General features: G+C 70.2%; 19 protein-coding genes. 8 read left to right on the top strand and 11 right to left on the bottom strand.

The genetic code is table 11. The features are described from left to right. Positions 1–169: 169 nt before the first annotated feature. The 3 genes from CU254_RS33035 to CU254_RS33045 all read right to left on the bottom strand — a co-directional run bounded on the left by CU254_RS33035 (position 170) and on the right by CU254_RS33045 (position 3,225). Complete coding sequence (locus tag CU254_RS33035; RefSeq protein ID WP_009083194.1) at positions 170–1,447, bottom strand: YeeE/YedE family protein; 1,278 nt, start codon at positions 1,445–1,447, stop codon at positions 170–172. 151 nt (positions 1,448–1,598) lie between these two features. Next, positions 1,599–2,216, bottom strand: coding sequence for a hypothetical protein (locus tag CU254_RS33040; protein ID WP_100266954.1), 618 nt, complete (start codon positions 2,214–2,216; stop codon positions 1,599–1,601). Positions 2,217–2,364: 148 nt separating this feature from the next. Continuing rightward, on the bottom strand, positions 2,365–3,225 hold the full coding sequence (locus CU254_RS33045; RefSeq protein WP_009083196.1) for a Bax inhibitor-1/YccA family protein: 861 nt from the start codon (positions 3,223–3,225) through the stop codon (positions 2,365–2,367). 321 nt (positions 3,226–3,546) lie between these two features. Between CU254_RS33045 and CU254_RS33050 the strand changes: the two genes are divergently transcribed. The 4 genes from CU254_RS33050 to CU254_RS33065 all read left to right on the top strand — a co-directional run bounded on the left by CU254_RS33050 (position 3,547) and on the right by CU254_RS33065 (position 9,243). Continuing rightward, positions 3,547–5,034: a collagen binding domain-containing protein gene (locus tag CU254_RS33050; protein WP_009083197.1), complete on the top strand. Its 1,488-nt coding sequence runs from the start codon at positions 3,547–3,549 to the stop codon at positions 5,032–5,034. 18 nt (positions 5,035–5,052) lie between these two features. Continuing rightward, on the top strand, positions 5,053–5,769 hold the full coding sequence (locus CU254_RS33055; RefSeq protein WP_037715607.1) for a class F sortase: 717 nt from the start codon (positions 5,053–5,055) through the stop codon (positions 5,767–5,769). Positions 5,770–5,986: 217 nt separating this feature from the next. Further along, the gene (locus tag CU254_RS33060) at positions 5,987–7,978 is read left to right on the top strand and encodes an SDR family oxidoreductase (protein WP_037718367.1); all 1,992 of its coding nucleotides are present in this window, start codon (positions 5,987–5,989) and stop codon (positions 7,976–7,978) included. Positions 7,979–8,097: 119 nt separating this feature from the next. Next, positions 8,098–9,243, top strand: a complete 1,146-nt coding sequence (locus tag CU254_RS33065) for a cell division protein DivIVA (protein WP_037715609.1) — start codon at positions 8,098–8,100, stop codon at positions 9,241–9,243. Between the two features lie 109 nt (positions 9,244–9,352). On the opposite strand, the gene CU254_RS33070 is transcribed toward CU254_RS33065, so the two are convergent. The 4 genes from CU254_RS33070 to CU254_RS33085 all read right to left on the bottom strand — a co-directional run bounded on the left by CU254_RS33070 (position 9,353) and on the right by CU254_RS33085 (position 11,955). Continuing rightward, the gene (locus CU254_RS33070; RefSeq protein WP_037718369.1) at positions 9,353–10,675 is read right to left on the bottom strand and encodes an amidase family protein; all 1,323 of its coding nucleotides are present in this window, start codon (positions 10,673–10,675) and stop codon (positions 9,353–9,355) included. 10 nt (positions 10,676–10,685) lie between these two features. After that, on the bottom strand, positions 10,686–11,321 hold the full coding sequence (locus CU254_RS33075) for a LuxR family transcriptional regulator (protein WP_037715612.1): 636 nt from the start codon (positions 11,319–11,321) through the stop codon (positions 10,686–10,688). Between the two features lie 101 nt (positions 11,322–11,422). Beyond that, a complete protein-coding gene (locus CU254_RS33080) occupies positions 11,423–11,686 on the bottom strand; it encodes a WXG100 family type VII secretion target (RefSeq protein ID WP_037715613.1) in 264 nt (87 codons plus the stop codon). Next, complete coding sequence (locus CU254_RS33085) at positions 11,683–11,955, bottom strand: WXG100 family type VII secretion target (RefSeq protein ID WP_009083209.1); 273 nt, start codon at positions 11,953–11,955, stop codon at positions 11,683–11,685. Before CU254_RS33085 ends, CU254_RS33080 begins: the two co-directional genes overlap by 4 nt. Before the next feature lie 320 nt (positions 11,956–12,275). Between CU254_RS33085 and CU254_RS33090 the strand changes: the two genes are divergently transcribed. The 3 genes from CU254_RS33090 (at position 12,276) to CU254_RS33100 (ending at position 20,339) form a co-directional block, all read left to right on the top strand. Further along, entirely contained in the window at positions 12,276–15,515 is a 3,240-nt protein-coding gene (locus CU254_RS33090) for a BTAD domain-containing putative transcriptional regulator (RefSeq protein WP_009083210.1), read from the top strand. Positions 15,516–15,578: 63 nt separating this feature from the next. After that, positions 15,579–19,199, top strand: coding sequence for a BTAD domain-containing putative transcriptional regulator (locus tag CU254_RS33095; RefSeq protein ID WP_037715616.1), 3,621 nt, complete (start codon positions 15,579–15,581; stop codon positions 19,197–19,199). A gap of 69 nt (positions 19,200–19,268) precedes the next feature. Continuing rightward, positions 19,269–20,339, top strand: coding sequence for a dienelactone hydrolase family protein (locus CU254_RS33100; RefSeq protein ID WP_009083214.1), 1,071 nt, complete (start codon positions 19,269–19,271; stop codon positions 20,337–20,339). Between the two features lies 1 nt (position 20,340). On the opposite strand, the gene CU254_RS33105 is transcribed toward CU254_RS33100, so the two are convergent. From CU254_RS33105 to CU254_RS33120, 4 genes are read right to left on the bottom strand one after another with little or no spacing between them, the layout of a single operon-like run. Then, complete coding sequence (locus tag CU254_RS33105; RefSeq protein WP_286156989.1) at positions 20,341–21,168, bottom strand: carbohydrate ABC transporter permease; 828 nt, start codon at positions 21,166–21,168, stop codon at positions 20,341–20,343. Further along, positions 21,165–22,049 (bottom strand): carbohydrate ABC transporter permease, encoded by an 885-nt coding sequence (locus CU254_RS33110; RefSeq protein WP_050788337.1) that lies wholly within the window; start codon positions 22,047–22,049, stop codon positions 21,165–21,167. Before CU254_RS33110 ends, CU254_RS33105 begins: the two co-directional genes overlap by 4 nt. A gap of 5 nt (positions 22,050–22,054) precedes the next feature. Next, positions 22,055–23,320: an ABC transporter substrate-binding protein gene (locus tag CU254_RS33115; RefSeq protein WP_009083218.1), complete on the bottom strand. Its 1,266-nt coding sequence runs from the start codon at positions 23,318–23,320 to the stop codon at positions 22,055–22,057. A gap of 14 nt (positions 23,321–23,334) precedes the next feature. Further along, complete coding sequence (locus CU254_RS33120; RefSeq protein ID WP_009083220.1) at positions 23,335–23,928, bottom strand: LuxR C-terminal-related transcriptional regulator; 594 nt, start codon at positions 23,926–23,928, stop codon at positions 23,335–23,337. A 401-nt stretch (positions 23,929–24,329) separates the two neighbouring features. On the opposite strand from CU254_RS33120, the gene CU254_RS33125 reads away from it, so the two are divergent. Continuing rightward, positions 24,330–25,301 (top strand): glycoside hydrolase family 3 N-terminal domain-containing protein, encoded by a 972-nt coding sequence (locus tag CU254_RS33125; RefSeq protein WP_037718372.1) that lies wholly within the window; start codon positions 24,330–24,332, stop codon positions 25,299–25,301. Positions 25,302–25,554 lie beyond the last annotated feature (253 nt).

The raw sequence follows: 25,554 nt of genomic DNA on the forward strand, positions 1-25,554 counted from the left end.
CTGTGAGTGGTGATGCGCAAGCCCGCGACGCGACAATACGACCGCGGTTCCCCCTTGCGCGCGCTCCAGACTAGCCGAGCGGCAAGCGGGGACGTAGTCCGTTTCGCTTCCGGAGGAAAACGTGGGGACTTTTCTCATCCCTGCTGACCTGGGAAAAGTCCCCACCGGCTCAGCAGATACTGTCCGTGCGCACGGGGTTGCCCAAACCGAACAACGGCCGCAGTTTCAGCCCGATCCAGGTGCCGAAAAGCGCGAACGCGCCCCACAGCCAGCCGTGCAGGCTGCCGACGGAAATGCCGCCCAGGTACGCGCCGATGTTGCAGCCGTTCGCCAGCCGCGCGCCGATTCCCATGAGGATTCCGCCGAGAACCGCGGCGACGGCGGTGCGCCACGGGATCGAGCTGTGGATCTTCCACGCGCCCGCGGCCGCCGCGGCCACGAACGCGCCGATCATGATGCCGATGTCGGTGAGGCTGGTCTTGTCCTGCCAGATCGGCTTGGACAGCGACGCCGCGTTCGCCTTCAGCCGCCAGAACTCCCACTGCTCCGGGTGCAGGCCGAACACCTGGAGAATTTTCGCGCCCCACAGGCTGAACGCGCTCGTGACGCCCCAGATGCCGCCGGAAACCAGGTACACCGCGCCGGCCAGCACGCCGAGCACGACCGCGCCGACGAGGATCGGCCAGGAGCCGCGGAAGATCCGGGCGAATCCGCGCGCGGTCGGCACGGTGTCGACCGGCGGCGGCACGCGGCGCTTCTGCACCACGCGGGTCGCGAGGACGATCGCGGCGAGCACCGCGATCGTGATCGCCCACGAACCGAACCAGCCGACGTGGTCCGACAGCAGGAAGCCGGAAACCTGCGGCCAGCCGGTGAAAAGCGGGTAGCCCCAGGTGTAGAGGACCGAACCGGCGATGAACCCGCCGAGGGTCAGCACGATCGTCGACTGCCCGGCCCCGACCGCGAAGAGCGTTCCGGACGCGCACGCGCCGCCGAGTTGCATGCCGATCGCGAACAGCGTGGCCCCGACGAACAACGCGAGCCCGATCGGCCCGACGTTCGCCACCGGCAGCGGTTTGCTGCCGAACAGACCCGCGCCGGTGCCGCAGATCAGGGCGATGAGCGTCGCGGCCGTGCCGAGCAGGAGGGTGTGCGCGCGAAGGCCCTGGCCGTTGCCGACGGCGATCAGCTGCCGCCAGGCGGACGTGAACCCGAAGCGGGAGTGGAAAAGGGCGAGGCCGAGCAGCAGCCCCAGCACGAGCAGGACCCCGAATTTCGCGCCGTGCGCGGCCCAGACGTAGGCGGTCAGCCCGACCGCGAGCACCGCCGCGACGGCCAGCGGGACCACCTTGACCGGCTCTTCCGGTTTCGGTGCCGGAGCCTCGCAGGAGGTCGGGAAATCGAGCAGTTTTCGCTCGTCGACAGGGGAATCGGTGGTCGCCACCACGTCTCCTGGGGGTGTCGGGGATTAACGGGACCCGCCCGGCGGCGGGCGGCGGTCCACGTTAGGTCCCCGTGAGCCCTGGACGCAGCCTGTCTCACGGAGTGCGACGAACGGCCGAAACCGGGCGTCCGGACGGCCTCTTTGTACCGCCCCGTCAGCTCTTGATGCAGATGGCTTCCTCGGGATCGGAGTACCAGCGGGCGGTGGTCGAACCGCTGCCCTCGCACACCGAACGGTCCTTCGCACCGGGCACCAGCTTGACGATTTCCGCGTTCTTCTGCGGATCCGTGCACGCGACCTTCTGGTACGTCGTCGTGGCCGTCTGGAGTCCGGCCAGGCAATCCCCTTGCTGCACGTTGGGAATGAGGCAGAGGACACGGCGGTTCTTGCCGCCGGTGAGGTAGCGGTAGTAGTCCCCGCGCGGGCAGGTTCCGCTCCGGCTGGCGCGGCTGACCGCGACCTTGACGTTCGCGCCGGGGTCCGCGCAGTCGACGGTCCTCGTCGACGTGGTCGAGCCGGACTTCTCGATGTGCATGCAGTCGTTCGCGTGGGTGTTGCTGGTCGAGTTGCCGAACGCGAAGAAGCCGATCGCGACCCCCGCCGCCACGACCACCACCGCGACGGCGACCAGCACCACGATCCGGGTCGGGAAGCCGCGCTTCGGACTCTGCTGGGGCGGCATCCCGCCCGGCCCGTAGTGCTGCTGGTACGGCGACGGGCCGGGCTGTCCGTAGCCCGGCCGCGGTCCGTGCCCGTGCGGCGGAACGCTCACGTAGTGCCTCGCAGACCCGAAAAGAAGATTCCGACCGGGCACATCCAACACGACGGCCGCCGGGGCTCGCAGAGGTTCGGGACAGAAAAACAGAAAAGGCGCTCCGCGCAACGCGGAGCGCCCCTTCCCGGGAAACCTGCGCGAGAAGCTAGTCGCGCAGGTAAGACAGCAAACGCAGGATCTCGAGGTACAGCCACACCAGCGTGGTCATCAGGCCGAACGCGGCGTACCAGGCCCACTTCGACGGCATGCCGGCGCGGATCATCTGGTCGGCCTGGTCGAAGTCGAGCAGGAAGCTGAACGCGGCGATGCCGATGACCACCAGGCTGAAGACGATGGCGATCGGGCCGCCGTCGCGCAGCGGGTTGAAGCCGAAGAACACCGCGGTGATCAGGTTGACCAGCATCAGGATGGCCGCGCCGGCGACCGCGCCGACGATCCACTTGGTCAGCTTCGGCGTGACCTTCACCGCGCCGGTCTTGTAGACGACCAGCATCGCGACGAACACGCCGGCGGTGCCGATGAGCGCCTGCAGGGCGATGCCCGGCAGGAACACCTCGAACAACCCGCTGAGCGCACCGAGGAACAGGCCCTCGGCTCCGGAGTAGACGAGCGTGAGCGGACCGCTCGGCTTGTGCTTGAAGATGATCACGAGCGACACGACGAGGCCCACCACGAGCCCGCCGATCAGCGCGCCGAGGAGCGGACCGCTCGGCGCGAGCCTGCCGAGGGAGTCGCGCACGAGCTGGGACTGCGCCCAGATCGCGGTGAGCACGCCGACGACGAGCGCGACGCCGAGCGACATGCCGGTCTTGATCACGACGTCGTCGACCGTCATCGGACGGTCGGCGGAGGCGGTGCCCGTCTGGCCGGGGCCGTAACCCGGGACGCCGCCTTGCCCCTGCGGCTGGCCGTAGGGCTGGTCGAAGCCGACGTTCGGCCCGTACTGCCCGGTCGCGGCCGCGCCGCGCGGGAGATTGCGGAACGCCGGGTTGCTGCTGGAACGCACCTGTCCTCCTGGACTTTATGGCACCTTGCATCGGGTTCAACGACCGCGGCGGCTCGCTGGTTCCCGTTCGGGTAAAGCCGATTTTACTCATCACCCGCACGGGTGGGGCGGCCCCCGTTACGGCCACCGTAGGCGATAAAGGTCACGACCGTTCACCGCAGGTCACCCGATGGTCTCTAGACAACTCCCATGGTGACCCGCGAACCTTCACATCGCGTGTCCGGGAAGTGACCGAACGCGTGTCGGGGAGTTGTTCGATCAGGTGAACTGCGAAGACGTCGTTTCGGCGTCGGCCAGGCACGTCGAAGGAGCCAACACACCATGGGGTGGATCTCACGCCCGCGCGCTCGCTGGCGCGCGGCCACCGGGCTGGTCGCGACCGCACTGCTCGGCGCACTCTCCGTAACCACGCCGGGGATCGCCTCGGCCGCCGCGGACCCGGTCAAGGGCGCTGGCCTGCCGATCGTCCACAACGAGGGCGGCACCAATTACGAGGACTGGCTCGGCTCGTACAAGGTGGGCGGCAAAGACGTCTTCTGCGTCCGGTTCCATCTGAAGGCGCCGGGCAGCGACGAGGCCTACCAGCCGGGCGACGAACTGCTGACGAAGTGGGGCGAGCCGCTGGAGCCCGACATCGCAGGCAACATCTCGTACCTGCTGTTGCGCTACGGCAACACCTCCAACAACGACGAGGCCGCCGCGCTGGCCCACCTGCTGCACTCGTGGACTGCCAAGACGCACACGCCCGGCGACACGAACTTCGGCACGCCCCCGGAGAAGGCCGCCTATCCGGAGCAGAAGTACTTCGACGCTCTCAGCGCGGCCGCCAAGAACGACGTGGCCAAGATGAAGGCCGAGGCCGAGGCGAACCGCGGCCCGTGGACCGCGTCGGTCACCGCACCGAAGGGCGATCAGCACCTCGGCCAGCCCGCGACCTGGACGGTCACGGTGAAGAACTCCCAGGGCAAGGGCATCCCGGACGTTCCGGTGAAGCTGACCGCCACCGACGGGACCGTCGGCCAAGCGGACAAGCAGGCCGACGCCGAGAAGGCTTCGGACTCTTCGTCCGGCAACTCCGCGCCCCAGGCCGCGGCGAAGGACGCGACGTTGAAGACCGACGCGAGCGGCACGGTCACGGTGAAGGTCACGCCTACTGGCGACCAGCCGAAGCTCGTCGCCTCGCTGTCCGCGCCCGCGGACAAGCCGAAGGTGCAGAACCCGGTCAACACCAAGGACGGGATCCAGAGCGTCGTCGGCACCGGCGGGGAACAGCAACTGACCGCGCAGGGCGTCGTCGCCGTGGCGAAGCCGGGCAAGGTGCAGGTCACCAAGACCGATGCCAAGACCGGCAAGGGCATCGGCGGCGCGACGCTGCGGGTCACCGGCAAGGACCGCAAGACCGCCGCCACCGGTCAGGACGGCAAGCCGCTCACCGGGCCCGACGGGCAGCCCGCCGTGGTCACCACCAGCGGGGACAACGGGACGGCGACCGTCGAGAATCTGCTGGCCCCGCAGGAAGTCTGCGTGGTCGAGGTGAACGCGCCGCCGGGCTACACCAACGCGTTCGACCCGAACAACCCGCCCGCCGCGTGCGGCTCGCTGACGCCGGGCGGAACCCTCGCGCTGACAGTGGCCAACACGCCGAACGAAGTGCCGCACGCGATTCCCGCCGGCGACCTGCCGGTGACGATGGCCAAGGGCACTGTCGAGACGAGCTTCTCCACCGGCGGCATCGCGGGTCTCGCGGCGCTGGCGCTCGTCGGTTCGGCGCTGGTCGGGTTCGCCGCTCGGCGGTCGGCCCGGCGGTAATCGAAAGCAGCAAGGGCAATGAGCGGAAAAGGACGGCTGGTCGGCGGGTTCGTGCTCGGCGCGGCAAGCGTGCTGGCAGTGGAACTCGCGACCGTCGTGATCAGTTCGCCGCCGACGACGGTGGTGGCCGGGAGCGCGTCCCCGGCCACCGCCGCCGTTCCGGCCGCTTCCCCGCAGCAGCTGGCTCCCGCGGCACCGCCGTCGTCGAGCAGTGCGGCACCGCCGCCCAGCAGTTCGGCGGCCGCTCCGCCGCCCGCCGCGCCCGCGGAGCATCGGCAAGCTCCGGAACCGGGACCGCAGGCGCCGGGCACGATCCGGCTGCCGGGCGGCGGGACCGCGGCGATGGTGCGCCAGGACCTCGGGCCGGGCAACACGCTTCCGGTGCCGTCGGACATCGGGCAGGCGGCGTGGTGGGGCGCGGATCTGGAAGCGGTCAGCGGCGCGAGCGTGTTCGCGGGCCACGTGAACTGGCGCGGGGCGACCGGGCCGTTCTCGGAACTGTGGAACGAGCGCATCGGCGGCGTGGTGACGATCGTGGACCGCGCGGGCAAAACGAGCCGGTACCGGATTTCCCAGCTGGTCACTGTGCACAAGAACGACCTGCCGGGCCGCGCCGACGATCTCTTCGGGCAGGCCGGGCCGCACCGGGTGGTCCTGGTGACCTGCGGAGGGCGCTGGATCGGCGGGAGCGACGGGTACGAGGAGAACCGCGTGGTGATCGCGGACCCGGAGTGAAGGGTCCCCTCATGCCCCGCTGAAGCCGCGCGAGGGGTCCGTTCGCGCGGTTTCTGAACGGCCCGGCGCTCGCGGAAATCCGCCGCCACCTGGGGAACCCCGTTCCGACACTAAGTTACTTGCGAGTAACCTCACCCTGCCGCGTTGTGGTCAGCGCGGCGTCCATGCAGCAGAATGCCCATGGGTCCAGGCGGCGGCACGGCGGAGGGTGATGGAGATGGCGACGTTCTTGGTGACAGGCGCGACCGGGTTGATCGGACGCCAGGTCACCCGGCAGCTGCTCACCCGGCCGGACGTGGAACGGGTCGCGCTCGTGGTGCGCGCGTCGTCGCGGGAGAAGCTGGCCGCGCTCGTCGACGGATGGCCGCATCCGGACCGCGTGACACTCGTGCCCGGTGACCTCGGCGAACCGCTGATGGGGGTGTCCGAAGCGGACCGGGAGGCGCTGCGCGGCGTCGACCACGTCATCCACCTCGCCGCGCTCTACGACCTCACCGCCGACGACGAAACCAGCATCCGGGCCAATGTGGAGGGCACGCAGAACGTCCTCGACCTCGCCGCGAACCTGAACGCCGGGTGCCTGCACCACGTCTCGTCGGTCGCCGTCGCCGGCGACCACGAAGGACTGTTCACCGAGGACATGTTCGACGTGGGCCAGCGGCTGATCACGCCGTACCACCGCACCAAATTCGAGGCCGAGAAGCTCGTCCGGGAACAGCACGAGGTGCCGTGGCGGGTGTACCGGCCCGCGGTCGTGGTCGGCGATTCGCAGACCGGCGAGATGGACAAGATCGACGGCCCGTACTACCTCTTCCCCGCGATCAGCAGGCTCGCCGGGCTGCCCGACCTCCCGTCCGCGGGCCCGGATCTGGGCGACACCAACGTGGTTCCGGTCGACTACGTCGCGAAGGCCCTGCTCGAACTGGTCACCACGCCCGGTCTCGACGGCCGCGCATTCCACCTCGTGAACCCGGAACCGCAGCCGGTGGTGTCGGTCTACAACGCGTTCGCCCGCGCCGCCGGGGCGCCGACGATCACCGTGCAGCTCGGCGACAAGGTGTCGAAGGGAATCGTCGGGCTGGTCAAGCTCAGCGAGCACATCCCCGGGTTCACCATCGCCCGCGACGCGGTGCTGGAGCGGCTCGGCATTCCGCCGGTGCTGCTGGAGACGATGGCTTTCCCGTCGGTGTTCGCGTCCGCGGAAACGCGGAAGGCACTGGCCGGAAGCGGTGTGGAGGTGCCGCAGCTCGAGGAGTACGCCCCGACGCTGTGGCGCTACTGGCGCGAACACCTCGACCCGTTCCGCGCGCGCAAGCACGGTCCGCGCGGCGAACTGGACGGCCGCCGGGTGATCATCACCGGCGCGTCGTCGGGCATCGGACGGGCCACCGCGCTGAAGGTCGCCGCGGCGGGCGGGGTGCCGCTGCTGGTCGCGCGGCGGCAGCACGAACTGGAAGAAGTGCGCGACGAGATCATCGCGGCGGGCGGCACCGCGTCGGTGTACCCGGCGGACCTCACCGACGAGGATTCGGTGCGCAAGGCCGTGGACGCGATGCTCGCCGAGCACGGCCGGATCGACATGCTCGTGAACAACGCCGGAAGGTCGATCCGGCGCTCGATCAAGCTGTCGTACGACCGGATGCACGACTACGAGCGCGCGATGGCGATCAACTACTTCGGCGCGGTGCGGCTGATCCTGGCGGTCCTCCCGCACATGTCGGAGCGGAAATTCGGGCACATCGTGAACGTGTCCTCGATCGGCGTGCAGGGAATCGCGCCGCGGTTCTCCGCCTATGCCGCGTCGAAGGCCGCGCTGGACTACTTCTCCCGGATCGCGGCGACCGAAACGCACGGCGACGGCATCACCTTCACCACCATCCACATGCCGCTCGTGCGCACGCCGATGATCCGGCCGACGAAGATCTACGACGCGTTCCCGACGAAATCGCCGGAGCAGGCGGCGGACATGGTGCTGAAAGCGCTGGTCCGGCGGCCGAAGCACATCGGCACCCCGGCGGGCCAGGCGATCGGGCTGACCTACACGCTCGCGCCGGGGCTGACCGACGCGATCGCGTACCAGGGTTTCCGGATCTTCCCGGATTCCGCGGCGGCGGGCGGCAGCGGAAAACTGAAGATCGGGCGGGGCGAGAAACACCTGTCCCGCGCGGCGATGGCGCTGGCCCGGCTGTCGCGCGGCTTCCACTGGTAGTGACGGTTCGCGCGGCGGGTGAGGCCGTTCAGGCGAGATCATCGCGAAGAACCGACCCGGGGCGGTGATTCGCCACTCCTGGCGGCACGCACGCCAGGTGCGCGGGTACGGTCGTGGGCATGGTTCCCGAGCGAGACAACGGCCTCCTCCCGCTGCGGCGCGAGTACACCGAAGCCTGGCGCGGCTTCGACCGCACCGAGGTGCGGCAGTACCTCGACCACCTCGAGGCCCAGCTGCACCGGCTGATCACCGACCGCGACGCGGCGGCGACTCAGGTCGCCACGCTGTCGCGGGAACTCGAAGCGGCGCGCGGCGAGACGGCGAAGCTGCAGGCCCGCGTAGAGGAACTGATGAAGCCGCCGGAGCGGCTCGAGGACCTGGACGAGCGGATGCAGCGCACCGTCATGCTGGCGCAGGCGCGGGCCGAGGAGATCACCAAGCGCGCGGAGGTGGCGGCCGAGAAGCACTGGGCGTCGTCGACCGAGGCGTCCACGAAGCTGCGCGAGCGGTACCGCCGCTTGGTCGAGGAGCTGGACAAGCAGGCCGAAGCGCTGCACTCGGAGCACGAGGCCGCGCTGAAGGAAACCCGCGCCGAAGTGCAGCGGCTGACGGTCGAGGCGGCGCAGCGCCGGGAACTCCTCGACAACGAAGCCGAGCGCAAGCGCCGCAAGATCGAGCGCGATTTCGACGCGAAGATCACCGCCGAGCGCACCGCGCACGAAAAGATGATCGCCGACCAGCGCACGGCCAGCAAGAACCAGGCCGAGCGCCGCATCGCGGAAGCCACCGCGGAAGCCACCCGCCGCGTCGAGGAGGCGACGGCGGAGGCCAAGCGCCGGCTGGACGAGGCGACCACGCAGGCGGCCCAGCGCACGACCGCGGCGACGCGCAAGGTCGAGCGGCTCGCCGAGATCCGCGAACAGGCCCGCAAGAACCTGGCGCTGGCGGACGAGGTCCTCGGCCGGAGCGAAGGTCTGCTGACGGCCCTGCCGTCGGAATCGGTGCTTCCTGCGGCCTCAAAGCTCGTCGGCGGCGACGACCCGGCCAAGCCGGACCCCTCGCCCGCACCGGTCGAGACGAAGGCCGCGCCGTCGCCGTCGCCTAAGACTGGGAACGGTTCGGCCGCGAAGGCTCCGGCCGGGAATGGCTCGTCGGCTAACGGCGGGTCGGAAAGCTCGTCGGGGAACGGCGCGAAGAACGGGAACGGTTCTACGGGGAACGGCGCGAAGTCCCAGCCGCAGACGGCGGGCAAGCCGAGCAGCTAACCCACCGGCACGCAGAGCCGGGGGTGCCTGGAGATCAAGTCCGTGAAGGGCTCCTTGAGGGAATCTGATTCCCTCAAGGAGCCCTTCACGGCATTCAGGCAGTGCGTCCCTAAACCGTCCGCGGCCAGGGGTTGGCTGATTCCAACTCCGCCGCCAATCCCAGCAGCAGCGGCTCTCCGCCGGGGCGGGCCACCAACTGCACGCACATCGCCAGGTCATGCACGGGATGCCGCGTCACCGGGATCGACAGCGCGGGGTATCCGGCCAGGTTCCACGGGCCGGTGAACCCGGCCACCCTGGTCGACGGGATCGCGTTGGCCAGCCAGGATTTTCGGTGCCAGCGGCGGGCTTGCAGCGGCAGCGTGGCCAGCGTCGGGGTCACCAGCACATCATGGGACTCGAAGAACTGCGCCGCGATCGCTTGCCATTCGTCACGGGCTCGGTCGTTGACCAGGCGCGACGTCAGGCGGCCTAGGCGGACGTGCGTGCGAGTGCGGGGTTGCAGGCGCGACAGGTCGAAAGAACCCACAGCCTGCTCGGCCGGACCGGCGAACCAGCGGGCGAGCAGGCCGCCTAGGGCGCGGATCGGGTAGGCGGGGGTCGCGGAAGCGACGGTGTGGCCCGCGCTGCGGAGAAGGTTCCCGGCTTGGTCGACGGCGGCGCGGAGTGGGCGCGGCAGCGGGGCGCGGGTGAACGGGACCTGGGTGGAGGTCGCGACCCGCAAGGAAGCCGGAGTCGCCAGCGTGGCCCATTCCGGGCGGTCGGCCAGGACGGACATCAGGAGGGCGGCGTCGGCGACCGTCGTGGTCAGGGGGCCGTGAGTGGAGAGGCCGAACCAACCCGGGGCCTCTTCGCGGACGACGTCCCGGCCCGGTTTCAGGCCGACGATTCCGCACATTCCGGCAGGCAGCCGGATAGAGCCCAGGCCGTCGGTGCCGTGGGCGATGGGGACCAGACCCGCGGCTACCGCGGCGGCGCTGCCGCCCGAAGAGCCGCCTGCGGTGAAGGACGGCTCGCGCGGGTTGCGGGCGATCCCGCCTGGGTCGTCGCTGGCCGGGAAGATGCACAGCTCCGGCACGCGGGTCAGGCCGACGATGACCGCGCCCGCCGCGCGCAATCGGGTGGCGATCAGGCCGTCGGAGTCCGCCACCGTGCGAGGTCCGGCTTCCGAGCCCCAGCCCTGGTATTCCCCGGCGACCTCGGTGACATCTTTGACCGCGACGGGCACGCCGGCCAGCGGCAGCGAAGCCAGGTCCGGGCGCGCCGCGACTTCGGCGGCTTCGGCTCGGGCCTCGGCGAAGCGCACTCGGCGGAAGGCGCCGACGACGCCGTCCGCCGCGGCGATCCGGGCGAGGGCTTCCTCGGTCACCTGGACCGGGTCCAGCTCTCCGGCCCGCACTCCGCGAGCGATCTCTACCGCCGTCTGCGCCATGGTCAGCACATTAGATCGCACCGGCCCGCAAGGCATAGGCCACGGCGTGCGCGCGGTTGTTCAGACCGCACCGGGTCATCAGGCCGTACAGCACGTTCTTGACCGTCCGCTCCGAATAACAGAGCTTCGTCGCGATCTCCTCGGTGCCATAACCTTCGGCGACCAGCCGCAGCACGTCGCATTCGCGCGACGCCAGGCCGGACAGCGTGAGGCCGTTCGGTTCCAGCACATCGCGGCGCATTCGCTGCACCTGCGCGAGCAGCGCGCCCTGCAGCCGCGGCGGGAGCGTCGCCGTGCCGTCTCCGGCGGCCAGCACTGCCGAGACCAGCTCGCTGCCACCAGTTTCGCGGCGCGGCAGGATCGCGACGACCCCGCATTCGACCGCCGTCATCAGGTCGCTTTCGCGGAAATGGTCGACCACGATCACCAGATGCGGTCCGGTCAGCTGCTCGGACTGCCTGCCGAGGTCCCGCACCTGCGACAGCACCCGGTCGGTCACGTGCTCCTCCATCACGAGGACCACGTCCGCCTGGCTCGCCGCCTCCTGGCCGAGCAGGACCAGCTCCGGACGCGAACCCAGCAGGCTCGCGGCGCCGGCCCGGGTGATCGGGTCCGACGCGAGCACTGCGACCTTGACGAGCTTCATGACTACCCCTCCACATTGCCTGGACGCAGTGTGTCGGGCGAGACTTCACGTTTTCTGGCGCGCGCGTGAAGGCCGGTGAAGAAAACCGGGGTTTTCCCTGCTCAGCTGTCTCTTTTCGGGTCTGGGGCGGAGATCTCGCGGAAGGCTTGCGCGGCCCGGTCGAGGCATTCGGGCATCCGGTCGAGCGCGGTGGCCCATTCGCGTTTGGCCTCCCGGTACCGGGCTCGCGCGGCGACGGGCCAGCCGGCCACCTCTGGCTCCACCTCGGACTCCAGTTCGGCGAGCACCGCACCGAGGTCGCCGGTCGTGCGGCGGATCCGGGACAGCACCTCGGCGGCCTGTTCGAAGCCTGGATCGCCGGTCATGGGTGATCGGCGCACCGCACGCGCTCATTTGAGCACTTTACGGTGCTGGACGCGGCCGCAGCGCGCGCGACGTCCACGAGATCTGCCAGACTTGCCAGAATGCGATCGAACTGCTGCTCCCAATCGTTCATCGCCTGGCCGAACCGCACCGCCGCCTCGCCGCGCCACGATGCCTGCAGCGCCGCCATTTCGCTGTTCACCGTGCCGAAACAGGCGTTCGCCGCGTCGATCGCCGCCGCGAACCTCGCCCCCGCCGGAACCGGGTCCACGCCTCCTCCTCCCCCTCGCCGCGCCGAAGCCGCGAATCGAGCGCGCGGGTTCCTCGTCGAGGCTGCCGCAGGGATTCCGGTCCGGAAACCGGAGCACGCGGCCGATGCCCCTTTGTCACGGCAGGTGTGCCTGCCGGACCGCCCGGCCGGTTTGCCCGGCGTTCACCGGCGGGCCTCCCCGTGGTTTCTGTCTACCGGACAATTCGCTGGACAAGACAGGCAAAAGCAACCTGGGGCAGTCCCGTCACGTCACCTTTTCGGCGTAAGCTCACCAGTGGCATCCGGCGTGTGACGATCCGTCAGCGCGTGAAGGGAGACCGATGTCGGCATCCGGCGGCGTCCCGGCGCCGGAAATCCAGCTGCTCGGACCGGTGCGAGCCTGGCTCGGCGACCGGCAGCTCGACCTCGGTTCCGCTCATCGGCGCACAGTCTTCGCGGTGCTCGCGTTTTCGGCGAACCGCACCGTCTCCCGCGAAGTGCTCATCGACGCGGTGTGGGGCGACGCGCCCCCGGCCAGCGCGCAAGGGAGCATCTACACCTACATCTCCGGGCTGCGCCGCGTCCTCGAACCGGGCCGCCGCAAAGGCGCCGAATCGCAGCTGATCGCCTCGACCGGCTCCGGCTACTCGCTCTGCATCGAACCGGAGCAGATCGACGTCCACCGGTTCAGCGCGCTGCGCGACCTCGGCAACCGGCTGCTCGCCGAGGGACGCCGGGCCGAGGCGCGGAGCGTGCTCGACGAGGCTCTCGCGGAATGGGACGGCACGCCGCTGCACTGTCTCTCCGGGCATTACGCCACCGCGCAGCGGGTGCGGCTGGAGGAACTCCGGCTGGCGACCGTCGAACGCCGGGCCGAGTTGGCGATCGACTCGGGCGAGTCCGCTGGGCTCGTCACGCAGCTCGGCGAACTCGCCGCGGCGCATCCGTTCCGCGAGCCGCTGCACGGTCTGCTCATGCGAGCGCTCGACAGCGCGGGCCGCCGTCACGAGGCTCTCACCGTTTACACCGAACTGCGCGAGCGGCTGGTCGAAGCCTCCGGCACCGAGCCGGGGCCAGCGTTGCGAGAGCTGTACGAGAAGCTGCTGGCCACCGAGGATTCGTCCGCGCCCGCGCCAGCCGCGAAGGTCCCCCGCTTCCCGCTGCCGGTGCTGCCGCCGCGTCCGGCGACGTTTGTCGGACGGGAAAACGAGCTGCAGTTGCTCCGCGAGGCCGTCGCCGGTCTCGGCGGCGGCCTCGGCCGTTCCGTGTGGGTCAAGGGCGAACCGGGCATCGGCCGGACCGCGCTGCTGGCCGAAACCGTCGCGCTGGCACACGAAACCGGCTATCCCGCCCTGTTCGCCGCCGCGGATTCGCTTGACCAGGGCTTCGCGCTGCGACCGCTGCTGGACGCGCTCGGGGTGCACCCGCGCGCCTCGGACCTGCGCCGCGCGGAACTGGCAGTGGCGCTCGCCGAGAACCCGGAGCTGGACCCGGTTCAGGGCATTCTCGGGCTGGTTCGGCAGCTCTGCGCGGACGGACCGCTCGCGCTCGTGGTCGACGATCTGCAGTGGGCGGACGAAACCACGCTGCGGGTGTGGCAGCACCTCGCTCGCGAGACCCGGCGGCTGCCGCTCCTGCTCGTCGGCGCGAGCCGTCCGCTCCCCCGCTCGGCCGCGCTCGAAGCGCTGGCCGCGGACCTGTCGTCCGGCACGACCTCGCTGCTGTGCCTGGATCCGTTGCCGGACCACGACATCCGGAAGATCGCCGCCGGACTCACCGGCGCGCCGCCGAACCGGATGTTCTCGGTCCTGCTCGGCCACGCCGCCGGAAACCCGCGCTACGCCACGGAAATCGTCGAGACTCTGCTGGCCAATTCGATGATCCTGCTCGACGGCGCGCACGCGATCGTCGACGGCAACTCCTGCCGCTCGATCCCGTCGCCGCTCGGCTCGCGGATCACGCTGTACCTGATCTTCCTCTCCAGCTCGGCGCGCGACCTGTTGCGCTGGGCGGCCTTGCTGGGCAAGGAATTCTCGCTCGCCGACATCGCGATCGCCACCGAACGCGCGCCGACCGCCCTGGTCGCCGCCGTCGAGGAAGCGCTCACCGCGGGCGTGCTGGTCGAGTCCGGCGATCTGCTCGCGTTCCGGCATCCGTTGCTGCGCCGCGTGTTGTACGAAAAGACGCCGGCCGCGATGCGCGTCGCGTTGCACCGGCAGCTGGCCGAAGCGCTCGACGGAGCGGGTGCGGGCGCGGAACGCGTCGCCGAGCAACTGGCCGCCGCGCCCGCGCAGGTGGACCCGTGGATGGCGAACTGGCTGGTCGAGCACATCGGCACGGTCGCCGCGCAGTCGCCGCGGATCGCGGTCGACCTGCTGAAACAGGTGGTCAAACAGGCCGTGCTGCCCGCCGAGGCGCGCGAACCGCTCACCGCCACGCTCGCCCGGTTGCTGTTCTGGCTCGGCCGGGAACCGGAAGCGGAGGCGCGGTCGGTCGTCGCGCGCACCAAGGACAGCAGGCAGGCGGCGGAAATGCGCTGGATCCTCGCCTACATCTATTACCGCCGCGGCGAATTCGCCGAAGCATCCGCGGAAGTCCGCCGCACGCTGGCCGATCCGAAGGTGCCGGAGATGTGGCGCGGGCGGCACGAAACCCTGCGCGCGACCATCGAACGCTTCGCCGTAGACCATCAAGCGGCCGCCCCGGATCTGTCCGAACTCGGCGTGCTGGACGGACTCGACAACGACGCGGACCTGAGCACCGCGCGCCGGCTGGCCGCGACCCGGGCGGTGCCGGGGGAAATGCACCTGGCCGGCGCGGTGCACTACTACTGGCGCGGCCGCTGGGGCGAGGCGCTCGCCGAACTCGACACGGTGATCCGGGGCGGCGCGGAAACCGCGTCGTATGTGTTGCGCAGCCCGGGTTCGGCGTTGCTGGTGCACGGGGTCGGCGCGCTGATCGCGAGTCACCGGGACGAGCCGGACGAGGCGCGCGCGCATCTCGACGCGGCGGCCCGGCACCAGTTCCCGCACGGTCTCGAACCGAACGGCGGCGATTACCTCCTCGCCGCGCGCGCCCAACTCGCCGAGCTGGAAGGCGATCCGGACGCCGCTCTCGCCGCGCTTCTCCCGCTGCTGGACCAGAACTACCCGCCCGCGGCGCGCCAGCAATGGCTGCCCGACCTCGCCCGGCTCGCCATGCAGCTCGGCGACCAGCCGCACGCGTTCCGGGCGCTGCGGCTGATGGGCGACACCAGCGGATACGACACTCCGCCGTCGCACACCGCGGCGACCGCGCACTGCCGGGGCCTGGTCACCGCGGATCCGGACGCGATCCTCGGCGCGGCCACGCACTACGAGTCCGCCGGGCGGATGCTCAAACACGCCCGGGCCAGCGAGGACGCCGCGATCCTGCTCGCCGAGTACCGCCGTCTCGACGAGGCGCGCACGGCTTTCCTCGCGGCACTCACCAGCTACACCTCGGTCGGCGCGGCTTGGGACGTGCGGCGGGCCGAGACGCGGATGCAGCCGTACGGCATCCGGCGGGCCAGTCCGGTCCGCGCGCGTGCGGCAGGAGAGTGAACCGGGGTGGACTCGCGTCCATGATCGACCGGTAAACTCGGTCAACACGGCGAATGGAACGGCATGCCAGGGGACTTGCGGGTGACAGCGCTCGGCCCGCTGCGCGCCTGGCGCGGGACGACCGAAATCTCGCTCGGACCCGCGCGGCAGCGGGCGGTCTTCGCCATGCTGGCGGTCGCAGCCGGACGGCCGGTGCCGCGCGCGGAGCTGATCGCGGGAGTCTGGGGCGATTCGCCGCCGGCCAGTGTCGAAGGCAGTGTGCACACCTACATTTCCGGGCTGCGCCGTGCGCTGGAGCCGGAACGCACCCGGTGGTCCGCGTCGACCGTGCTCGGGTCCGGCCCGGCGGGCTACACGCTCGACCTCGCGCCGGAAGCCCTGGACGCGGCGAGGTTCGAGCAGCACCGGGAAGACGGCATCCGCGAGGCCGAGGCCGGGGCGCACAACCGAGCGGTCGCCGAGTTCGGCGCCGCGCTCAAGCTTTGGCACGGCGAAGCGCTGTCCGGGGTGCCCGGCAATTTCGCCGAACGGCATCGCGCGTACCTGGCCGAGTTGCGGCTGGACACGCTGGACCGGGCTGCCCGCAGCCGGCTGGAGCTGGGCGGCCACCAGGAGATCATCGCCGAGCTGACCGCGCTCACCGCCGAATATCCGCTGCGCGAATCGCTGCGGGCCTCGCTGATGCTCGCGCTTTACCGCAGCGGTCGGCATTCCGACGCGCTCGACGTCTTCCAGGACGTGCGCCACACGCTCCGCGCCGAACTGGGCGTGGAGCCTGGACCAGGATTGCGCGAACTGCACCAGCGCGTGCTCGCCGAGGACCCGGCGCTGGACCTGCCGCGTCCCGCGGTGCCCGAGCCGGTCGTGCGGACGCCGCAGGATCCGTTGCTGGGCCGGGAAACCGAGGTCCGCGAGCTGCATCAGCTGCTCGACGACGTCCGGGCGGGCCGCGGCCGGGCGGTGTGGATCGAGGGCGAGGCCGGGATCGGGAAGTCGGAGCTGCTGGCGCACGCGTTCGGCGAAGCTGGCGGCCTGCAGGTCGCGTGGGTCGCCGCGGACGAGCTGAGCATGCGGTTCCCGTTGCAGGTGATGCACGAATGCCTGGCGATCGACCCGCATTCGCCGGATCCGCGCCGGGCGCGCGTCGCGTTGAGCAGCGAGGAACCGGGGCGGCGGGCCGGCGACCCGGTGCTCGATTCGGTGGACCGGCTGCTGGCGCTCGTCGACGAACTGTGCGCCGAATCGCCGTTGCTGCTCGTGGTCGACGACCTGCAGTGGGCGGATGAATCGAGCGTGCTGGTGTGGCATCGGCTGTCCGCGGCGGCCCGGCAGCTGCCGTTGCTGCTGGTCGCCGCGACGCGACCGGCCCCGGAGCGGCCGGAGATGACCCAGCTGCGCCGCGGCGTCGAGACGCGCGACGGGATCGTGCTCGACCTCGGCCCGCTCGGCGAGGACGACGTCCTGTGCCTGCTGCAGCGGCAGATCGGCGCGGATCCCGGGCCGCGGCTGCGCGACCTCACCGGGCGGGCTGGCGGCAATCCGTTGTACCTCAAGGAAATGCTGGACGCGCTGGTGCATTCGGGCGCGGTCGAGCATCTCGACGGACGCGCCGACGTCCCGGATCCGCTGCGCTTCGAGCCGCCGGAATCGATTGTCGCGGCGGTGAACCGGCGGCTGGAGCTGCTGCCCGAGCAGACCCGGCACGTGCTGGGCTGGGGCGCGATCCTCGGCATGGAGTTCGCGGTCGGCGACATCGCGGCGGTGCTCGGACAGCGTCCGTCGGATCTGCTCGGCCCGCTCGAAACGGCCGTGGCGGACAACATCCTGCTCGACGCCGGCACTCAGCTCGCGTTCCGGCTTCCGTTGCTGCGGCAGACGTTGTACCACCATCTGCCGCCGGAAACGCGAGCCGCGCAGCATCGGCAGGCGGCCGAAGCGCTGGCCAAGATCGGCGCGCCGGTCAAGCGGGTCGCCGAGCAGCTCGTGGCCGTTCCGTCCACTGTGGACCCGTGGGTGCTGGACTGGCTCGTGGAGCACCAGAGCGCCGTCTCGAACCGGGCCCCGCTGATCGCGGTCGAGCTGCTGGAACGCGCGCTGGCCGTGGTCGAGGACGACGATCCGCGCCGCGAGCCGTTGCTGGTCGCGCTGGTGCGGGTGTTGTTCCGGCTCGAACGGAGCCCGGAAGACCTTGCGCTGCAAGCACTTGAGGTGGCGCGCGATCCGGACAACGCGGCGGAGATGCGGCACGTCGTGTCCGCGATGCGGTTCCGCCGCGGCGACGTGCAGCTCGCGGTGGAGACGCTCGGAAATCCGGCGGAGGACCCCGGGGTGCCGGAGCTGTGGCGGGTCAAGGGCCGTCATCTGCTCGCGAACTTCCGGCGCGGCGGACTCGACGACCTCGCCGTCGCGGAGAAGAACGCGCACGTCGCGCGGGCCGAGGCGAACGGCGACGGCTATCTGACCGCGCACGCGCTGCAGACGTTGTGGCTGGTCGATTCCGTGCGGCGGCATCATACGAGCGCGCTGAAGCACGTGGACGAGGCGATCGCGGCCGTCGGTGACGAGCACGAACTGGCCGACCTGCACCTCGATCTGCTGGACAACCGGGTTTTCACGATGCAGAACCTCGACCGGCTGGACGACGCGAACCGCACGCTGCAGGAAGCCGCCGAGGTGACGCGGCGGCACAGCATGCCGAGCGGGTTGCAGGTTTCCGTTGCGGTGCACCGGTATTGGGAAGGCCGGTGGGACGAAGCGCTGGTGGAACTGGACACGGTGACCGAGGACGGTCCAGCGATCACCTTTTTCGGCCTTCGTGAACCGGGAGCGGCGGCGCTGCTGCTGCACGGGGTCGCGGCCCTCATCGCCGCGCGGCGGGGCGAGCACGCGCAGGCGGCCGCGTTGCTGGACGCGGCGGAGGAACACGCGCCCGCGACCAGTGCCGAGCGGGAAAGTTTCGACTTTTTGCTGGCCGCGCACGCGCTGGTCGCCTATCAGCAGGGTGATCTGCAGAAGGCGATCACGGTGTTCGAGCCGATTTTGAATCCGACTTACGCGCAGATGATGTTGCGGCATCAGTGGTTGCCGCAGTTCGCGCAGATCGCGTTGGCGGCGGGCGACCGGGCGGCGGCGGAGCGGGCGCTGGCGGTGTGTGTCGAAGAGGCGGAGAAGGAACTGGAACCGGCACGGGCGTTCGCGGCCGCGGAATGGTGCCGGGGATTGCTGGGCGAGGATCCGGAGCCGGTGCTGCGGACGGCGGAGCATTTCCGTGCGGTGGGGCGGAAACCCGAGTTGGCCAGCGCGTTGGAGGACTCGGCGGTGCTGCTGGCCCGGGTCGGTCGGCTGGACGCCGCGCAGGCCGCGTTCGACGAGGCGGCTTCGCTGTACACGGAGCTTTCGGCAGCCTGGAACCTGGAGCACGCGGAGAAGCGGTTGCAGGCGGTCGGCGTGCAGCGCGGGGCTTCGCTGACGTCGGCGCGGCCGGAGCGCGGCTGGGAGTCGCTGTCGACGCTGGAAGTCCGCATCGCCCGGCTGGTCGCGGCCGGCCGGTCGAATCCGGAGATCGCGACGGAACTGCGGCTGCCTCGGCGGACGGTGCAGGCGCACGTGGTGCGGTTGCTCGGGAAGCTGAACGCGCCGTCCCGCAGCGAGCTGGCGAACGCGGTGGCGCGCCGGACGGGGTGACGAAAGTCGGGGGTCGCCGGAGACGGTCGGCAGACGCGGAAAGCCCGGCTGAGACGGCAGAGTTCCGGCATGCGCTTCCGAACAGTCCTCGCCGCCTCCCTCCTCGTCACCGCCGTAGGGGTCGCGCCCGCCGCGGCGGAGACCACTTTCGAGCTGCCTACGCCAACCGGGCCGCACGCGATCGGCGAACGCGACGTCCACCTCGTTGACCAGGCGCGGAACCGGGAGCTGATGATCAGCGTCTGGTACCCCGCCCGGCCGGGCACCGGGCCGAAGGCGCGGTACCTGCCCGCTCAGGCCGCGTCGTACTTCGACCAGGGCGCGGCACCGGCGCTGGGCCTGCCGACCGGCAAGGTCGACTGGGCGGCCGTCGAGACGCATGCCCGGGCGAACGCGCCGGCAGCGGGGCGGTGGCCGGTGGTTGTCTACTCGCCGGGCTGGGCGTCGCTGCGGGCGCTGGGCAGCGCGACCGCCGAGGATCTCGCCAGCCGCGGGTATATCGTGGTGACCATCGACCACACCGGCGAGGCACCGTTCGTCGTGTTCCCCGACGGACGGGTGGTGTTCTCTTCGCAGAGCAAGGACCTGGTCGCCGGGATGCGGACGCGGGTCGCGGATGTCCGGTTCGTCCTGGACCAGCTGCCGGGGATTCCCGGGCTGGGCAAGGCAATGGACGTGAGCCGGCTCGGGTTGATCGGGCATTCGTTCGGCGGGGACACAGCGGCCGAAGTGTCCACCGTGGACTCCCGAGTGGACGCGGTGGCCGACCTGGACGGGTGGCTCGCCTACGACGTCGACGGCAAGCAGCTCACTCGCGCGGGCTCGGACGGGGTGCCGCGGCCGGTGCTGTTGATGGGCTCGTCCGGCAGCACCAGCGACGGCCAGGCGCGCAGCCATCGGACGGCACCGGCGTGGAAGTCGTTGTGGGAGCGCACTTCGGCACCGAAGCAGGACATCGCTCTGGCGACCGCGATGCACTACAGCTACACCGACGTCCAGTGGTTCCTTCCGAAGCTGGCGCAGCGGGTGCCGGTCGATCCGAAGGTGCGGCAGACGCGGATCGGGACGATTGATCCGCGGACGAGCATCAACGTGCAGCGGTCCGCGATCGCCGGGTTCTTCGGGCGTTATGTCTCGTGAATCAGGCCCGGGTCAGGCCGGTCGAGATGCTGCGCACCAGGTTCCTTCCGAGCAGCAGGAACAGGACGATCACCGGCAGCACGCCCAGCGTCGCGCCGGTCAGCATCAGGGCGTAGTCGGTGAAGTAGCCGCTGGCCAGCTGGGACAGGACCACCTGCACGGTCGGCGTTTCCGCCGGGTCGAGGACTACCAGCGGCCAGAAGTAGTCGTTCCACGCGCCGAGGAAGGTCACCATCGCCAGGACGGTCGCTTGTGGACGGAGCGCCGGGACCGCGACGTGCCAGAACGTGCGGAGGATCGACGCTCCGTCCACAGTGGCCGCGTCCACCAGGTCCTGGTCGATCGAGCCCTCGCAGGCCTGGCGCATCCAGAACACGCCGAACGCGCTCACCAGGGCAGGGACGATCACCGCCTCCAGGCGGCCGTACCAGCCGAAATCGCTCACCACCAGGTAAAGCGGGACCACGCCCAGCTGCGCGGGCACCATCGCCGAGCCGACCACGAAGAAGAACAGCGTGTTGCGGCCGCGGAATCGGAGCCGGGCGAAGGCGAAGCCCGCGAAGCTGGACAGGACCACATTGGACACCATCACCGTCGTCGCGACGATCAGCGAATTGCCGATCGCAAGCCAGAAGTCGACGGTGGTGAAGACGCGCTGGATGTTATCGAAGAGATGGCCGCCGGGCAGCAGCAGCGGAGAGGTCTCGCCGATTGCCGTGTTGTCCCGAGTGGACACCACGAACGACCAGTACAGCGGGAACAGCGACGCGGCGACCAAGCCGACCAGCACGGCGTACACCCAGGCCCCGGCCCGGCCCCGGCGGATCACGGCGCACCCACGAAGCGGCGCACCAGCCGGTAGTTGACGATCGCGAACACCAGGCAGATCAGGAACATCACCCACGACAAGGCCGCCGCGTATCCGGCGTCGAATTTGCCGAAGCCCTTTTCGTACAGATACATCGTGAGGGTCTGGAACTGCCGGTCGTTGCCGCCCGCGCCGCCGTTGCCGGTGGCGTCGAACAGTTGCGGCTCAGCGAACAACTGGAGCCCGTTGACCGTGCCCGCGACCGCGGTGAACGCGATCGTCGGGCGGATGCCGGGCACGGTGATCGACCAGAACGACCGCCAGCGCGAGGCGCCGTCGAGCGCGGCGGCCTCGTAGAGATCCTGGGGCACCGCCTGCATCGCGGCCAGGTAGATCAGCGCGTTGTAGCCGGTCCAGCGCCACATCACCATGCTCGCGACCGCGAGGTGCGACGACCATTGGTGCGCCTGCCAGGAAACCGGCGGCACTCCGAACCAGCCGAGCACCTCGTTGACCACGCCGTAGCCCGAGCTGTACAGCTGCGCGAACACCAGCCCGACGGCGACGACGGACACCAGGTTCGGCAGCAAAAGCCCGGCCCGCCACCAGGTCGCCGCGCGCAGCGGCCGGTTCAGCAGCGCGGCGATGCCGAGAGCGAGGAAGAACTGCGGGATCGCGGCGAGCAGGAAGATGCTGACGGTGTTGAAAAACGCGTTGTAGAATCGCGGATCGGCGAACAGCTCCGCGTAGTTCGCGAGGCCGAGCCCGCCTTCCGGGCCGGACAGCAAATCCCACCGGTGCAGCGAAACCCACGACGTGTACAGCAGCGGAAACACGCCGAAGAGTCCGAAGAGGACAAAGAACGGCAGGATGAAGGCGTAGGTGGTGAGCTTCCGGTCCACGGCGGCTACTTGATCGCGTCGCGGCCCATCCGGACCGCGTCGGCCCACGCCTGCTCGACGTTCTCGGTCCCGTCCTCGATCCGGCCGAGCGCGCGGCCGAACTCGGGACGCACGTCCGCGTCGTGCAGGCCGCGGTAATTCGGGCGCAGCCGGTCTGCCGACGCCGCGTAGATCTGGCCGACCGGCGCGTTCGAGAAATAGGGATCGGTGTGCGCGATGACCTGCGGATCCTGGTACACGCTCGGTTCGCTCGGCAGGATTCCGTCGGAAAGGAAAAGCCGTTTCTGCTGCGCGGGTGCGGTCAGCCACTGCGCGAGTTCGTAGGCTTCCTTCGGATGCGCGCTTTGCTTCGGCACGGCGAGGAAGGAACCGCCCTGGTTGCCGCTGTTGCCCGGCACCGTGGTGACGTCCCATTTGCCGCTGCCCGCGTCGCCGCCGGCTTCTTTGATCTGCGCGAGCATCCAGGCCGGACACGCGATGGTCGCGAAGGCGCCCTGTTTGATCGCGACGTTCCACGCCTGCGTGTAGGTGGTCGCCCCGGCCGTTTCGCGGGCTTGCGCGAGACCGCCGGACAACAGGAAAGCGTTGCGCACGCTGGGGTTGCGATCGGCGATGTAGGAATCGTCCTTCGCGGAGAAGTAGTTCTCCGGCGATTGGTTGAGCATCGCGGTGTACACGGTGCCCGCCGAATCGGCGAACTTCACTTTCGGGAGCTTTTCGGTGAACCGGGCGGCGACCTTCGCGTACCCCGGCCAGTCCGGCATCAGCTCGGCGACGGCCTTGCGGTCGGTGGGCAACCCGGCCTGCTGGAACAGGTCCCGGCGGTAGCACATCGCGAGACTGCCCATGTCGGTGCCGAGACCGAACACGTAATCGCCCGACGTGCCCTGCGCCCATTTCCACGGCGCCCATTGCTGCTTGAGCTTGTCCGCGCCGTACTCGGCGAGGTTGACGAATTTGTCCTTGGCCCGGATGTACTTCGGAAGGTACTGCTCCTCGACCGCGACGACGTCGGCCGCGCCGCGACCGGCCGCCAGCTGCGTGGCGAGGCTCTTGAAATGCGTGTCGAAATCGGTGACCCGGCCGCGGATCTCGATGTTCGGGTGGTCCTTCTGGTACTGCTCGAACAACGGCGCGTAACCGAACTCGCCGAACGTGGCCACGCTCAGCGTGATCTTTCCCGAGGACGCGGCGGAACCGCACGCGGCCGCCAGTAACAGGAATGCGGCGGCGAGCGCGGCAACGGCCGGGCGCCGGGTCAGCTTTCGCACGTGGTGAGCATCCTTTAAATCACTCCGGCGCGCAGCGCGTAAGCGACGGCGTGCGGACGGTTCCGCAACTTGAGCCGGTTCGTCATCCCGTAGATCACGTTCTTCACGGTCCGCTCCGAGTAGCAGAGCTTGTTCGCGATTTCCGCGGTGTCCCAGCCCTCGGCCATCAGCCGCAGCACGTCGACCTCGCGCGGCGACAGGTTGGTGCGGTCGCCGTTGCGGCGCAGGGTCTCGGCCTGCTGCAGCAGATCCCGCATCGAGGTCTCGCGCCCGGAAGCCGCGGCCACGATGCTGCGCACCAGCTGGTCGCCGCCGATCGCGTCGCGCGGCAGCACCGCGGCGACGTGCCAGGCGGCCAGTTCGGCGAGATCGTCGGCGTCCACGTATCCGGCGACGAACACGATGGCCGCGGGCGTCTCCGAGGCCGCGGCCCGCAGCGCCGCCTTCACCTCGCGGGTGACGCGGTTCGCGGCGAACACGAGCACCGCGGCTTCCCCGCGCTGCTGGCCCGGCATCACCCGCACCTCGCGGCGCGTGCGCAAATGGTCGATGAGGCCGGCGAGCGTGATCGGGTCCGAAGCCCATGCCGCAACCTTGACCTGATTCATCGCTGCCTCCCCGTGCAGAGCCTGTGCTTGTCGTGTGCCGGTCAGTGTGCCCACCGCGGCTTCACGAAATCTCTAGTCGGGACGCGCTCATTCTTCACAGCGTGAAGTTGGGCCCGCCGGTGGGGTTCGGTTACCGTCACGGGGACCTGTCCGGACCAGCAAAGGAAATGATGAAGGCGCACGCACGACCCCGCCGGAGCACCGCAGGAGCCGTCAGCGCGTTAACGCTCATATGTGCGCTTTCCGCGTGCTCCGGGGATCGTTCCGTTTCCGGAACGGCAACGTCCGCCGCGCTCGCCCCGCCGAGTGCGGCAAGTTCGCCGCAAGCCGCTCCACCTGCGGCAACCTCGCCGGCGCAGACTGTGCCGGGCCAGGGATCGTGCGCTTCGGCGGTGTCGGTGATGGATCCGCGGGCGCGCGTGGCGCAGCTCGTGGTGCCGGGCGTCAACGCGGGCGATCCGGCGGCCGTCGCGAACCTCGTGCGGACGCAGCAGGTCGGCGGGATCTTCGTGGGGGACAAAAAGACCACGCTGTTGCAAAATGGCGCGCTCGACGGCGTCCAGCGGGCGGCGAAGATCCCGGTTTCGGTCGCGGTCGACGAGGAGGGCGGCCGGGTGCAGCGCATCGACGACCTCGACGGCTCGCTCCCGAGCGCCCGGCAACTGGCGGCCTCGAAGACGCCGGACGAGGTGCGGGCGATCGGCGAACAGCGCGGCAAGCAACTGCGTGCACGCGGGGTGACGGTCGACTACGCACCGGACGCGGACGTGAGCGACGAACCCGACGACGCGGTCATCGGCGACCGTTCGTACAGCGCGGACCCGGAAAAAGCGCGGCAGTACGCGATGGCCTTCGCCGAGGGCCTGCGCGCGGGCGGGGTGCAGCCGGTGCTGAAGCATTTCCCGGGCCACGGCCACGGTTCGGGCGATTCGCACCGCGGAACGGTCGTCACGCCGCCGCTCGAACAGCTGCGCCGGGTCGATCTGGTGCCTTATCGCGATATCTCGGAGTACGGCCAGGTCGGAGTGATGGTCGGGCATCTCGAGGTGCCGGGGCTGACCGGGGACGAACCGGCGTCACTGGCCCCGGAGGCGTATCGGTTGCTGCGCAACGAGTTCCACTTCACCGGACCGGTGATCACCGACGACCTGGGCGGAATGAAGGCGATCACGAACCGGTTCGCGCTGCCGGACGCGGTGCTGAAGGCGTTGCAGGCGGGGGCTGACCAGGCGTTGTTCTCGTCCGGGCACAACGACGTCGGGGCAGTGGTGGACCGGCTCCAGCGGGCGGTGGAGAGCGGGGAACTGCCGGCGGCGCAGGTGGCGGCTTCGGTGGAGCGGGTGTTGGCGGGCAAGGGGTTTTGCCGTCCTTGACCTGCGGACGGTGCCGGGTAGCGTCGGAGCGTGAAGCCGATTCTGCTGCTCGACGTGGACGGGCCGCTGAATCCCTTCGCGGCTGAGTGCCCGCCGCTCGGCTACGTCGAGCACCAGTGGCGTATCTCGCGCTGGCGGCGGAAGGCCGGGCGACGGGCCTGGCGTCGGCCCGGCGCTCGGGCTGCCCGCGCTTCCCGTAGTCGGGGTGCGTGCCTACGACGAGCGCCCGGACTGGAAGTACGGCGCGGTTGGC

This window comes from Amycolatopsis sp. AA4 (assembly GCF_002796545.1).
GTDB lineage: Bacteria > Actinomycetota > Actinomycetes > Mycobacteriales > Pseudonocardiaceae > Amycolatopsis.

Bases quoted from the DNA above. Each gene is read 5' to 3' on its own strand.
- CU254_RS33065 (WP_037715609.1), top strand. From the start codon at position 8,098: ATGGTTCCCGAGCGAGACAACGGCCTCCTCCCGCTGCGGCGCGAGTAC.
- CU254_RS33095 (WP_037715616.1), top strand. From the start codon at position 15,579: ATGCCAGGGGACTTGCGGGTGACAGCGCTCGGCCCGCTGCGCGCCTGG.
- CU254_RS33055 (WP_037715607.1), top strand. From the start codon at position 5,053: ATGAGCGGAAAAGGACGGCTGGTCGGCGGGTTCGTGCTCGGCGCGGCA.
- CU254_RS33050 (WP_009083197.1), top strand. From the start codon at position 3,547: ATGGGGTGGATCTCACGCCCGCGCGCTCGCTGGCGCGCGGCCACCGGG.
- CU254_RS33070 (WP_037718369.1), bottom strand. From the start codon at position 10,675: ATGGCGCAGACGGCGGTAGAGATCGCTCGCGGAGTGCGGGCCGGAGAG.
- CU254_RS33090 (WP_009083210.1), top strand. From the start codon at position 12,276: ATGTCGGCATCCGGCGGCGTCCCGGCGCCGGAAATCCAGCTGCTCGGA.
- CU254_RS33125 (WP_037718372.1), top strand. From the start codon at position 24,330: ATGGATCCGCGGGCGCGCGTGGCGCAGCTCGTGGTGCCGGGCGTCAAC.
- CU254_RS33120 (WP_009083220.1), bottom strand. From the start codon at position 23,928: ATGAATCAGGTCAAGGTTGCGGCATGGGCTTCGGACCCGATCACGCTC.
- CU254_RS33075 (WP_037715612.1), bottom strand. From the start codon at position 11,321: ATGAAGCTCGTCAAGGTCGCAGTGCTCGCGTCGGACCCGATCACCCGG.
- CU254_RS33100 (WP_009083214.1), top strand. From the start codon at position 19,269: ATGCGCTTCCGAACAGTCCTCGCCGCCTCCCTCCTCGTCACCGCCGTA.
- CU254_RS33080 (WP_037715613.1), bottom strand. From the start codon at position 11,686: ATGACCGGCGATCCAGGCTTCGAACAGGCCGCCGAGGTGCTGTCCCGG.
- CU254_RS33060 (WP_037718367.1), top strand. From the start codon at position 5,987: ATGGCGACGTTCTTGGTGACAGGCGCGACCGGGTTGATCGGACGCCAG.